Here is a 12345-nt window from a genome sequence, read left to right as displayed (position 1 = left end):
TTCTAATCTGGAGAGCAGCGGTGAACAGTCAACAATTGATTCGATTGTATTTGGGACTTGGTCTGATGACTGGCTTTTTCTGTTTTGAAAGCCGAGCTGCCGAAAAGAAAAATCCTCCATCCCCAGCCAAATCAGTGCAAGCGCCTTCGTCCCCTCCAATTTCAAAATCTCAAAATTTGAAGATTTTTTACGCCTCCTCCACATGGAACCAAAACAGCACTGTCCCAGACTCCGCCTTCTTATTTTTCCGCGATGCAAAGACCGGAAAAGTGGCAAAAATACTGATCGAAGAGACCGAACCAGATTCAAGCACATTTCGGGGAAATTTTTCTATCAGTTGGACCGCCATTGAATCACTCGATCCAGAAGTCTACATCCCTCCTGAAGGAATGCGAGAAGATTCGAAGGATACCTTGGCTAAGTTTTACCAATTGCTAAACAGCAAAAAAGCTGCCAGCAAGCCCCTGGTCTTTCGCACATCGCCAGAGGGGCAACAAATTCTTGATGTTTATGACACTCCAGAACAAGCCCAACAGGCAAAAGAGGCCTTTGAACGTGAAGCCGAGCTGGCACGTCAGGCTGAGATCACGAAGAATGCTCTATCCAAACCCATCCCCGATGTTGCAGCCGTCGAGGCAAGCAAAATGGCCGAACGACAGACGGCACTCGATTTGCTCGCTCAGGAAGGCGCAAAACAAAAAACAAACATTCGCCTGGAGCAAATTGAAAAGCAAAGGACTGAAGAAAGATTGAGGCAACAACGACTGCTCAGCGAACAAGAAAAGGAGAAGCGCCTTGAAAAGGCAAAACAATTTGCGGAGGCGGCTCTCGATTCCTATCGATTAGGTCAATTCATATCGGCCGAGGAAAATTTTCGCAAATCGGTTGAATTAGATCCCGAAAACAAAACCTACTACTTTAAATATGCGATTACCCTTTACCGAAATGAAAAGTTCAACGAAGCCTTGGTGGTGATGAACCTCGCAAAAGCTTCTACAGATATAGATCTCGAAAAAGACTACTACATGGGTCTGATTCATTTTCGTCTAAAAGAACTTGATTCAGCTCTTAAGAAATTTGCTCTGGTCCAACAAGCAAATCATCCTGAATTGTCGGTAAGCGCTGGATTCTATCGCGGGGTGATCCTATTCAACCAAGAAAAATATGAAGAGGCAAAGCCACCCTTTGAGTGGGTCATAGATAATTCAAATGACTCTTCTTTGGACAATCGATCCGAAGAATATCTTGAAAAAATTGCCCAATTGGTTGTTTATAAAAAAAATCAGGCAAAAAGACTTCTGTTCAATGCCACGATTGGAGCCATGTACGATAGCAATGTATTGCTGGCTCCAGACAATGTGAACTCCCAGGGGTCGTCAACAGAAGAGGCTGACTATCGCTTGATTACCAACGGAGGAGTTGAATACAGAATTCTAAATGGAAAAACTCATGAGTTCTCAAGCAAATTGGCTTCGTCTTACATGCGTTCTTCGAAAAGTGAACTCTCCATCGCCGATCCCTTTCAAAATACCATCACTCTTCCCTATGTTTACAAGGGCACGGTTAAAGGGAAGGGATACCGCCTGACAGTGACGCCTGGTTATGAAGCCCTCAACATGTCAGTCGAAACAGATGGTCCTCAGGACAACATTCTCAATGCCATGGTGATGACTGTCGACAATACGTTCATCATGAGTGAACAATGGTATGCTTCTTACATTTTGGATGTCCGTCAAGATGATTCCCTCTTGGCGAGTTCGACGGGTGATGCCGATGCAGATGCAACTAAGCTCTCACTCAAGACCTCCCAAATGTTTTTTAGAGACAAAACTCTGCGAAAAGCTGTCATCGTCAACCTTGGATTGGTCAACAACGCAGCAGTGGGGAAAGATAAAACATATTTGCGGGTTGAGGGTGGAGCAACCTATATGGCTCCCGCACGAAAGGATGATTCGTGGAATCTCGGCTTGGCCGTCTACAATCTCAACTACCCCGATTCCACAGGTTCGCGAAAAGACACCAATATGTCTCTCACCGCTGGATATGGACACCCCTTCAACGAGTGGGCCCTCGGTAATCTTAGTTTCAACTACACGAACAATCAGTCAAACGTCTCTACCAACCAATATAGTAAATTCTCAGTCATGGCGACAGGGACATTCAATTGGGGATGGTGATCCTAAATCCTGAATTAAGGTAAGCTTACTGAAAATAGGCTTCCAAAAAGTGACGAGTCTCGCGTTTGACAAGGAGAAACTCGTCCTCGTTCAAATTGATCTGTTCATGATCTCGAATCGAGAACGCAATGAGAAAGGCACCTTCACCCTGACGATCAAGAACACCTTGTTGGTGAAGGAGTTTCAGCTCAAAGAGGAGCTTCAAGTACTTCGTCTTTTGTGAAGACTGAAGTGCATGAAGACTATTGCCAAGCAAATCAAACAATTCACAATTATCTGAGATGGCCTCTTTAGAAACTTTCGAGACCAACTGCAAAAGATAAATCCCCATTTCAAGACGATCATAATCTGCGCGGATTCCATTGAAAGACTCAACCAAGTGAGCCTCTTCTAGCCAATGAAGAGCGTCCTGATCATCAGGTGAATATCTCTCGCGATAGCTCATTTGAATGTAATTAAGGGGCTCGAGAACTCCGCCCCCAAATCGTCGACGACTGCGCATGGCACCCTTAGCCATTAAGTTCACTCGACACCCATCACGATTCAGAGCGTGCACGATTAAGTTGGACTCTCCCTGCTTAATCGTACGTAAAATGATCGCCCGCTCATTTTTCAAGCCGAAGTGGCCTCATCTAGAATTTTTGGCTTCTTTCTCTGAGCATAAATAAATGCTCCAATCAGACTCCAAGAGAGGATGCCAATCTGAAAAACGGTAATGACTGTCTGTCCCACCGTGGTCTCACTCCCGGTAAACATACGAAATAAAACCAAGAAAGCCACTTGGCCCACACCAATTCCGGCAGGGCTGATCGGTAAAGCCATGACAATGAATCCCAAGGGAACCGCAAAAAAGTAGGTCGCCAGAGGTACGTTCTCGCCCAGAGCGAATCCAATGTAAGCCATATACCCTATCGCAATCATCTGCCCTATGAGACTGATCGCAATTGTCAGGATCACCGTCCTGAGGTTCTTACCATAGGAATGAAGGGCCTCATAAAATCTGTTCAGAAAATCACCTCCCGGCAATCCCTTACTCCAACGAAGCAGAGGATTTTTGGTTTTCACCGCAGAGGAAAAAATCAATCCCAAAACGATTGTCATCAGCAAGACCAGCAACAGACTCGAAAAAAAGATGTTTCGCAAAGCCATTCGGTGCCACACCGTTTCGAAATTTAACAACATGGTGATAACAGCCAGAAGAATCATCGCGTAAAGTCCCACGATTCTGTCCATCATCACTGTGGTTGCCGCAGCCATCCTTCGTTTTGGGTGATCTTGAGCCACATAGTAGGCCTTGATCACATCTCCCCCGACCGCCCCGGGCACCGCAAAATTAAAAAAAAGTCCCACCAAAGTGAGAGGAAAAGTAACGACAAGGCTGGCCGGCAACTCCTGCGAGGCGAGCAACAAGGACCAGCGATAATTATTTATATAGATATTTAAAAAAAGCAAAGTTAAGGCAACGCAAACATGCACAGGAGTGAGGAGCTGGCCCAAGGAGGAAAGATCAAGGAGACCCTTGTTGACCATCCAAGCGATGAGACCCACCGCAACGCCAAACTTCAAAAGTTTTGTTAATAAAGCCCTGGTCCGCGTCTCCATTGTGCTTCCTTTGAGAAAAGTTGACAGGCCCTCGCATTTGACCCATTACTACTTTGGTTTCAATCGCTTGCCAAGGGGAGAACCATGGAGATTGCGATCATTGGAACCGGTTACGTGGGTCTGGTAGCTGGAGTCTGTTTTGCCGACGCCGGGCATCGAGTGATTTGTGCGGACTCCGATCGAGAGAAGGTCACAACTCTTCTCGAGGGCAAATTGCCATTTTTTGAACCTGGCTTGGCTGACTTATTTCACAGAAATTACAAGCGAATGGAGTTTGTATTTGAGGTGGGAGAGGCCGCAAGCAAAGCCGAGATCCTGTTTGTGGCAGTCGGTACTCCAGCGAATGAGGATGGCAGTGCTGACCTCTCCTTCACTTTTAAGGTACTGAAGGAAATTTGCCAGGCTCCTCAAAAACCAAAAATTGTCGTTCTCAAAAGTACAGTTCCCGTTGGCACGGCTCAACAGGCACAGGCTTTTTGCAACGCACATTCAGCAAGTTTCATTGAGATAGTGAGCAATCCGGAGTTTTCGAAACAAGGATCCGCAGTTGATGATTTTTTGAATCCTGATCGAGTCGTCATCGGTTGCACAAGCGAAGTGGCAAAAGGTGTTTTGACAAGACTGTATGAACCATTTTTGAAGAACGGAAGCCCCGTCCTCTTTATGGATAATTCCTCGGCCGAGATGACCAAATATGCAGCCAATTCTTTTCTTGCCTTAAAAATTAGCTTTATCAATGAGCTGGCCCTCCTCTCCGATAGGGTCGGAGCCGACATCAATCAAGTGAGAAGGGGCTTTTCTTCTGACAGCCGAATTAGTCCGGCCTTTTTCGATCCCGGGAATTGGCTATGGAGGCAGCTGTTTTCCCAAGGATCTCCGTGCCCTCCTCCACACGGGGCATGAACATAAATTGGAAATGAAACTGCTCAAAGCTGCTGATGAAGTGAACGAAAGGCAAAAATCGGTTTTGGTCCAAAGACTTAAGCATCGTCTCGAGGAGCTCAATGGGAGGCGTATTGCCATTTGGGGACTTAGCTTCAAGCCAAATACCGATGATGTCCGACGAGCTCCCTCCCTCAGCATAATTGAAGAACTTGTGCGACTGGGTGCCAGCGTCTCGGCCTTTGATCCCGTCGCATCGAAAAATGCCAAACTTGCATGCCCGGTATTTTTTGAGGCCGCCGAGTCAGCTCAGGATGCCGCCAGAGGCGCTGATGCCTTGCTTCTCCTCACCGAATGGAACGAATTCAAAAGTGCTGATCTAAAGGAATTAAAGTCACTTTTAAAAATCCCCCTCGTTTTTGATGGACGCAATATTTTTGATCCAATAAAAATGAAGAATCTCGGATTTGAATACTATGGAATAGGACGTCAGTCTCTGAATCATTGGGCCTCTGAACCTCTGGGCCCGACTTAGGGCTAAGTTCGCTCCATTTTGTTGAGACCTCTTAACGCAAAAACTAAACTCTCAGTTGAACTTATAAAGGAGATCATCATGAAGAAACAAATAAAGAACATTCTCGCCTTTTCTCTGATTTTTCTATTGTCTCTCATGGCCTACATGCCAAAAGGCCAGGCTCTTGTGCAGATTCGGGCAAACTACGGTTTGCAAACGGTCAGTCCTGATCAAGTCGGCGCATTTCCGACTCTTTCTAAACTGACTGGATTTGGAGGTGATCTCATTATCTCACCTCCCCTCTTCCCCTTGGCGTTTGGAATTCGACATGAAATCATGAAAGCGGAAGAATCAAATAGCTACGGAAAATTCAATCTCGACCTCACACGAACATCTGGATTGGTCTCATTCCGACTGATTGATACCCTGATCTTTTTGGGAGCCATTGGAACAGTGGGTGTTTCCCATAGCGGAGACCAAACCTTTGAAATTATTGGAGTTGGAAGTACCACCACCAAGAACGACATCAGTGGGTCCTATTCTGTTGGGGTCGAAGGGGGCCTTAAACTTGTCGGCTTTCTCGTGGGAGCGGAAGTCGGTTACATGGGACTGAAGCTTGGGGGAAGTGGAGCTGAACAAAAGTTAGATGGAGCTTACACAAAAGTTCATCTTGGTCTTGATTTCTAACAAGACAATTCACAGGACAATTCAAGAGAGCCTCTTGAGAAGGGGGGCTCTCCCCCTTGGTCTTTTCTCATATTCCAAACTTGTGTCGTTCCTCATCATCAACTCGACTGATGATTCCACCCCTCAATTGGGGTCGATAAGCCAATTGCTGGATATCATATATAAACGAAGAACCATTTAATCCCGCCGTTTGCCACTCAGGTCCCATTCTGACAGCATCAACCGGACAGGCCTCCTCACAAAAACCACAGAATACGCACCTCAAAATGTCAATTTCGTACTTCACAGGGTATTTTTCTACTGTGGGGTCCTCATGTTCAGCTGCTTGAATTGAAATACATTGTGCTGGGCAATTGGTTGCACACAACATGCAAGCTGTGCACCGCAAGGAACCGTCCTTTTTGACTGTCAGCACGTGATTGCCCTTAAAGCGCGGACTGTATTCATAAACTTCCTCAGGATAATTGATCGTTGGCATCCCCTTTTTATGAAAGAGATTTCTGATCATATATTTCAGAGTGAGCCAAAGCCCTCCAAATATCCCAGGAATATACCAATGAGACAAAGCCCCCGGTTTTTTTACGATGCTCATAACGGACCTCGTTGGTGGACGAAGAAGTTGGTCTTCTTCCAATTCAACCCATCCTCATCCTGTTTGGTGACTTCATTTTTTCCAGACAAGAGAGTGACAACCTCAACCAAGGACAGTGCTTCAGGAACAATTGATGCTATTTTTTTGACAGACTGTGTTTTGCCTTTCGCATTGACGTAGCTGCCGTCTTTCTCAAAAAAACTTTTCACTGGAATTTGCCAGGTAGGGGTACTTGTCCGATTCAAAGCCTCAAACTTCGCTGGCGAAAGCCACAACAGCCGTTTGACTTGACTGAACATCTCTATTTTCTTATCCAAATCAGAAAAAACTCCAGGATTTTCAGGACCCGCTACGACCAATATATCGATCTCTTTGCTCTTCAATTTCCACTCTAAATCTTGCCATTTTCCCGTGATCTTTTCTCGCGCGAGGAGTTGCTGAAGCCCCTTTGTATTGGGATTACGGTCACCTCGAAACAGAATTCCATCAAATTCTTCCATTTTTTCAGGATTGTTTACCCAATGGTAAATCTCTCGAGAACCTAAATCCGCTAAAAAGTAGTTAAGAAGTGCAGAATATTCTTCCTGACTGTACTGACCCGTCAAAACAAGGGCCACCTTACCTGGAAAATTCGCCTGTATCGCCTGACGAATAATAACTCCAAACTCGCCAAGTACTTTAGCTGTGGAGGTTTCAACTTTCGTATTGGCGCCATCCTTAACAACGACATATTCAAGACGTGAAGGCTTGTTCAAATATTTATAGATGTCGCGTCCCTGATCACACATCCAATAACCATTCACTTCAGAATTGTATTCAGGCTTCACCCTGAACAACCCCTCCTCGTTATAATAAATTTTGACATTGCAGCCAGTGGAACAGCCCGTGCAAATGCTATTTCCGCTCTTTAGATACCAAACCCTTTGCCTGAAACGAAAATCCTTAGCCGTCAGTGCCCCGACTGGGCAGATATCGACTGTATTAAGCGAATAATTATTATTGAGAGGCTTATCCTCAAAAGTTCCAATTTCAGCCCTGTCACCCCGATTAAAGATTCCCAGTTCATTTGTCTTCGTGACTTCAGAGGTAAATCGCACACAACGCGAGCAAAGAATACACCTTTCGGAATCAAGAACGACCTTCTCTCCTAAGCTGACCACTTTGTGCTTTTTTACTTTCCGCTCGGCCATTTCAGGAGTGTACTTGCCAAATTCCATGTATTGATCTTGCAATCCACACTCCCCTGCTTGATCACAGATCGGACAGTCAAGTGGATGGTTAATCAAATGAAAATCAAGCCCCCAACGGACCGCTTCTTTCACTTTTTCCGATCGATTTGTCGCAACCATCCCTTCGGTCACGGCCGTATTGCAGGCTATCTGTAAGCGCGGATTACCTTCTATTTCTACCATACACAAGCGGCAAACACCCGCGACACTGAGAGCCGGATGCCAGCAATAATGAGCAATGCTCGCATCTGCTTGCTTGAAGGCCTCAATCAACTTAGAACCTTCTTTTACTTCAATTTCAATTCCATTAATTTTACATTTGGGCATGGAGTGAACCTCTTACTTTCGAACGCCCTTCCCGGACATAAAATTCAAATTCGTCCCGAAATTTATTAACAAAGCTGATCGCGGGCATTGCCGCCGCGTCACTCAAAGCGCAAATTGTTCGTCCCATCATCTGTTGTGACACTCTCAATACAAGATCAATGTCTTGCAAGCGCCCCTCACCATTGACAATGCTACTCACAATCTTATGAAGCCAGCCTGTTCCCTCGCGGCAGGGAGTGCACTGACCACAGGATTCGTGATGATAAAAGTGCATAATGACTTTGAGCAGATCAACCATGCAGTTTGAATCATCGATTACGATGACGGCACCTGAACCTAACATTGATCCCATGCCTTGCAGACATTCGTAGTCCATGGTTGCCCGCCGCACTTCTTCAGCTGTTAGCACCGGAGCAGAGGACCCACCTGGAATGACGGCCTTCAATTCTCGACCAGAAATCAAGCCACCACATTCATTATTGATTAAATCGATCAAGGGATATCCTAAAGCAACCTCGTAAACGCCCGGTTTTTTCACATTTCCGCTGACAGAAAATAACTTCGTTCCCGGAGACTTTTCAGTTCCAAATTTCCGATAAGCCTGAGCCCCATCTCTCATGATCGGAACCACCGCCGCCAGAGTCTCAACATTGTTGACTATCGTTGGCTTAGCTAAATAACCCTGAACCGCTGGGAATGGGGGTTTCAATTTTGGTTGGCCCTTCTTACCTTCAAGAGAAGAAATCATTCCTGTTTCTTCTCCGCAAATATAAGCACCAGCTCCGGAATACACATCTAAGTCATGATCAAAACCAGAGCCCAAAATATTTTTACCCAAAAATCCCGCTTTATAGGCTTCTGCTATTGCCTTTTCAACAGTTCGAATACACATTCGGTATTCGCCGCGGATATACACATAGGATTTCTTTGAGCCAATGGCGAATGCGGAAATGATCATGCCCTCAATCAACTGGTGGGGAGCTCTTGACAACATTTCCCGATCTTTAAAAGTACCAGGTTCCCCTTCGTCTGCATTACAAAGCAAATACCTCTCTTCTCCATTTGCAGGAAGAAAGCCCCATTTCATTCCCGTGGGAAAACCAGCCCCTCCTCGACCTCTGAGACCCGACGCCTTTACCTCGTCAATGATAGCCTTGGGATTCAACTTCAAAACTTTTGATAGAACCTCATAGCCACCGTATTTTTGATAGCCCTGGATCCCAATAAATTCATCTTTGTCGTAATGTTGCGTGAGAAGCTTGATTTCCATCAGTTCATTCCAATTCTCGCAGAATCTTAACTGCTTTGTCTGGGGTGAGATTTTCGTGGTAGTCGTCATTGACTTGCATCATGGGCGCTGTCCCGCAAGACCCGAGGCATTCAACTCGTGTGACTGTATATCGCCCTTCTGGGCTCATCCCCTCCTCACCGATATTCAGGGACTTTACCAAGTGGTCAGCCAACTCACGTCCACCATTCATCGCACATGAGATATTGCAGCAGACCTGCACATGAAATCTACCGACGGGCTCCTGATTGAACATTGTATAAAAACTCGATACTTCGTGAACCCAAGACTCAGGAACATCCATTATTTTTGCCAGATAGAGTATGCTCTCCGGACTTACCCAGCCACCATTTTCTTCTTGGATTTTGAAAAGACAAGGAATGATAGCCGATCGCTTTGTCTCATATCGCTTCATTTCCTTATTAACAAATTCAAGGCCATCCTTCGAAAGCTCAAACATATTGCAGACTCCTTAGCGATCCAATTCACACGCGATTAGATTTTGACTGCCCAATATGGCGATGACATCAGCCACCTGACCACCGGTCACCTGCTCAACAAACGATTGGTAAATAGCAAAACAAGGGGGACGAACCTTCAGCCGATAGGGATTGGCACTTCCATCGCTGATGAGCCAAAATCCCAACTCTCCGTTCGCGGCTTCAGTTGCATCGTAGATCTCACCAACGGGAGGACGCAGTCCCTTGATAACAAGCATAAAATGATTCATGAGACCTTCGATGTTCCCATAAACATCTTTTTTCTCAGGGAGAGTGATCCCCCTGTCCCTGACCGCGTAATCGCCTCCCGGAACATTTTTTGCCACCTGCTCGATAATCTTCAGAGATTCCCGCATTTCGGCAACCCGCACCAAGTATCGATCAAAGACATCACCATTTGTCCCAATCGGAATTTGAAAATCAAGAGTCTCGTAGCCATAATAAGGAGTCGCTTTGCGCAAATCCAGACTGACACCTGCAGCACGCAAACAAGGCCCTGTATAGCCCCATTCGATCGCATTCTCGGCCGTTATCGCCCCCACATCACGGGTTCTTTTGATCCAGATTTTATTCCCAGTGAGGAGGATATCAAGATCATCCACTCCTTTGCGCATCTCCCTGCAAAATTGCCAAACCTCATCGAACCACCCCTCTGGGGCATCCTGGGCCATGCCACCTATCCGAGTCAGTGCAACCGTCAAACGAGCGCCACAAAGTTTTTCAAAAAGTGTATAGACCTTTTCCCGATAGGTAAAGAGATGAAAAAAACCAGTCAAAGCCCCCAAATCAACCGCATTTGCCCCAATGCAAACAAGGTGATCAATGATGCGAGACAATTCAGCCAAAATAATTCGCATCGCCTGAGCGCGAGGTGGAATTTCCACGTTCATCATTTTTTCAACAGCTTTACAATAGCCGATATTGTTCATCGGAGCCGAGCAGTAATTGAGACGATCTGTGAAGGGTATCACTTGATTATAGGGATGAGTTTCGGCCATCTTCTCAAAACATCGGTGAAGGTAACCTAACTCAACGCCGGCTCTGTGAACTTTTTCTCCGTCCAAGGCCGCCATCACCCGAAGTGTCCCATGTGTCGCGGGATGGGAAGGTCCAATATTCAGAGGCACCAAATCTCGACCATCATCTTTGTAGCGATCATCATTATCGAAATGAATGGGCATTGCCTCTGTGCAATGTTGCTGTCTATCTGCTGGGTAGTCCTTGCGCAAAGGGTGTCCAACAAACTGGTGATGAACAAGAATACGACGAAGGTTAGGGTGGCCCGCAAAACGCACACCATACATATCGTAAATTTCACGTTCAAACCAATCGGCGCACTTCCAAATCGAGATCACTGAATCAATCGACTCATCCTCGCCAACCTGAGTTTTCAGTCGACAACGACTGAAGTCTTTGGAAGAAAACAATTCGTAAACAATTTCGAATCGGCGTTTGCGCTCAGGAAAGTCAGCGCCAGCCACTTGCATCAAAAAATCAAAACGCCCTGAACTCTTTAGATGCTCCAAGACAGACAAAATTTGACCCTTAGGGAGGCTCAGCACATTGTTGCCGAACACATAGGAATATTCAAAAGTGTTATCGATAAATTTTTTACTTAGATCCGCACGTAAAATTTCGATTATATTCATACCAATTACCTATAACTCCCAGGAACCCAATTATCTCTCCAGGGCCGAGCAGCCCCATCTGAAATCATTTTTTGTATCACCATCACTCCGTCAAGAACTGCTTCAGGCGTCGGGGGGCAACCCGGAACGTAGACATCGACAGGAACCACTTTATCTACTCCTTGCAAAACATGATAGGCGCGATAAAAACCGCCTGACGAGGCACAAGCTCCCATCGCAATGACATATTTAGGCTCCAACATTTGCTCATAAACCCGAGAAATAATGGGAGCCATTTTTTCGGTAATTGTGCCCGCCACCAATAAAAGATCTGCCTGGCGAGGAGAAAAGCGCACAACTTCAGCTCCAAACCGAGCCAAGTCGTAACGTGGGCCCATAACTGACATCAACTCAATTCCACAGCAGGCGGTTCCGTAGGGCATGGGCCAAAGTGAATTCCGACGTCCCCAGGCAATGATCTTGTCTATCTGAGTTGTAAAGGCAAAGGAACGTGTCGCTTCAACAAGCTCCCGATCTATCTGCCGCGTGGCAACCGCTGATTGAGCCATACTCACTCCTCTCTCTCCTCCTTAAAAAACGGCGAGAATTTGCCGAATTATACTTGATCAAAAATAATCAAGAAGGAGGAACCAAATTATCTGCAACAGAAGTTGATTGAAGAAGATCAGCAATGATAAACGCGTTCATTAAGACTGAATTGCTAATCTTCCTAAGCCTTTAAGGTAGTAACACCCTTCACATGGGGAGTCACTATCATTGGGAGTCACTATCCTTAGAATATCTGAATCCTTCAGCCTCACTTTGTCCTTCACTTGCCCTCATGAGACACCTCCCTCAATTCATAATATTCCGCGTTAATCCTTTGGCGAAAGCAGGCCCTCATGTCCCGCTAAATATT

At 45.8% G+C, this 12345-nt stretch carries 10 protein-coding genes and 1 pseudogene; 3 read left to right on the top strand and 8 right to left on the bottom strand.

Features of this window, described 5'->3' with window-relative positions:
• The first annotated feature begins 20 nt into the window (after positions 1-20).
• The gene (locus tag IPL83_20305; protein ID MBK9041466.1) at positions 21-2177 is read left to right on the top strand and encodes a hypothetical protein; all 2157 of its coding nucleotides are present in this window, start codon (positions 21-23) and stop codon (positions 2175-2177) included.
• A gap of 25 nt (positions 2178-2202) precedes the next feature.
• Here the strand turns inward: IPL83_20305 and recO are convergent, their stop codons facing one another.
• Together recO and IPL83_20295 are read right to left on the bottom strand one after the other, a co-directional pair.
• Positions 2203-2793 carry a DNA repair protein RecO gene (gene recO / locus IPL83_20300; GenBank protein MBK9041465.1) on the bottom strand — a complete coding sequence of 197 codons (591 nt, stop codon included), beginning with the start codon at positions 2791-2793 and terminating at the stop codon, positions 2203-2205.
• The gene (locus tag IPL83_20295) at positions 2790-3779 is read right to left on the bottom strand and encodes a flippase-like domain-containing protein (protein MBK9041464.1); all 990 of its coding nucleotides are present in this window, start codon (positions 3777-3779) and stop codon (positions 2790-2792) included. The genes recO and IPL83_20295 overlap by 4 nt, the downstream gene beginning before the upstream one ends.
• An 84-nt stretch (positions 3780-3863) precedes the next feature.
• Between IPL83_20295 and IPL83_20290 the strand changes: the two are divergent.
• Positions 3864-5196 (top strand): annotated as a pseudogene (locus IPL83_20290) (UDP-glucose/GDP-mannose dehydrogenase family protein).
• 78 nt (positions 5197-5274) lie between these two features.
• Positions 5275-5862, top strand: coding sequence for a hypothetical protein (locus tag IPL83_20285; protein ID MBK9041463.1), 588 nt, complete (start codon positions 5275-5277; stop codon positions 5860-5862).
• Positions 5863-5929: 67 nt separating this feature from the next.
• Here the strand turns inward: IPL83_20285 and IPL83_20280 are convergent, their stop codons facing one another.
• The 6 genes from IPL83_20280 to IPL83_20255 are packed head-to-tail and all read right to left on the bottom strand — an operon-like array spanning position 5930 to position 11995.
• Positions 5930-6454 carry an NADH-quinone oxidoreductase subunit I gene (locus IPL83_20280; GenBank protein ID MBK9041462.1) on the bottom strand — a complete coding sequence of 175 codons (525 nt, stop codon included), beginning with the start codon at positions 6452-6454 and terminating at the stop codon, positions 5930-5932.
• Entirely contained in the window at positions 6451-8010 is a 1560-nt protein-coding gene (locus IPL83_20275; protein ID MBK9041461.1) for a (2Fe-2S)-binding protein, read from the bottom strand. The genes IPL83_20280 and IPL83_20275 overlap by 4 nt, the downstream gene beginning before the upstream one ends.
• Positions 7997-9283 (bottom strand): NADH-quinone oxidoreductase subunit NuoF, encoded by a 1287-nt coding sequence (gene nuoF, locus IPL83_20270; protein ID MBK9041460.1) that lies wholly within the window; start codon positions 9281-9283, stop codon positions 7997-7999. Before nuoF ends, IPL83_20275 begins: the two co-directional genes overlap by 14 nt.
• A gap of 1 nt (position 9284) precedes the next feature.
• Positions 9285-9758: an NAD(P)H-dependent oxidoreductase subunit E gene (locus tag IPL83_20265; GenBank protein ID MBK9041459.1), complete on the bottom strand. Its 474-nt coding sequence runs from the start codon at positions 9756-9758 to the stop codon at positions 9285-9287.
• A 12-nt stretch (positions 9759-9770) separates the two neighbouring features.
• Positions 9771-11447 carry an NADH dehydrogenase (quinone) subunit D gene (nuoD, locus tag IPL83_20260; protein MBK9041458.1) on the bottom strand — a complete coding sequence of 559 codons (1677 nt, stop codon included), beginning with the start codon at positions 11445-11447 and terminating at the stop codon, positions 9771-9773.
• A gap of 5 nt (positions 11448-11452) precedes the next feature.
• Entirely contained in the window at positions 11453-11995 is a 543-nt protein-coding gene (locus IPL83_20255; GenBank protein ID MBK9041457.1) for an NADH-quinone oxidoreductase subunit B, read from the bottom strand.
• Between the last annotated feature and the right edge of the window lie 350 nt (positions 11996-12345).

The sequence above is a fragment of the Bdellovibrionales bacterium genome (assembly GCA_016716765.1).
GTDB lineage: Bacteria > Bdellovibrionota > Bdellovibrionia > Bdellovibrionales > UBA1609 > JADJVA01.
This window is presented reverse-complemented; position numbering and strand designations above follow the sequence as displayed.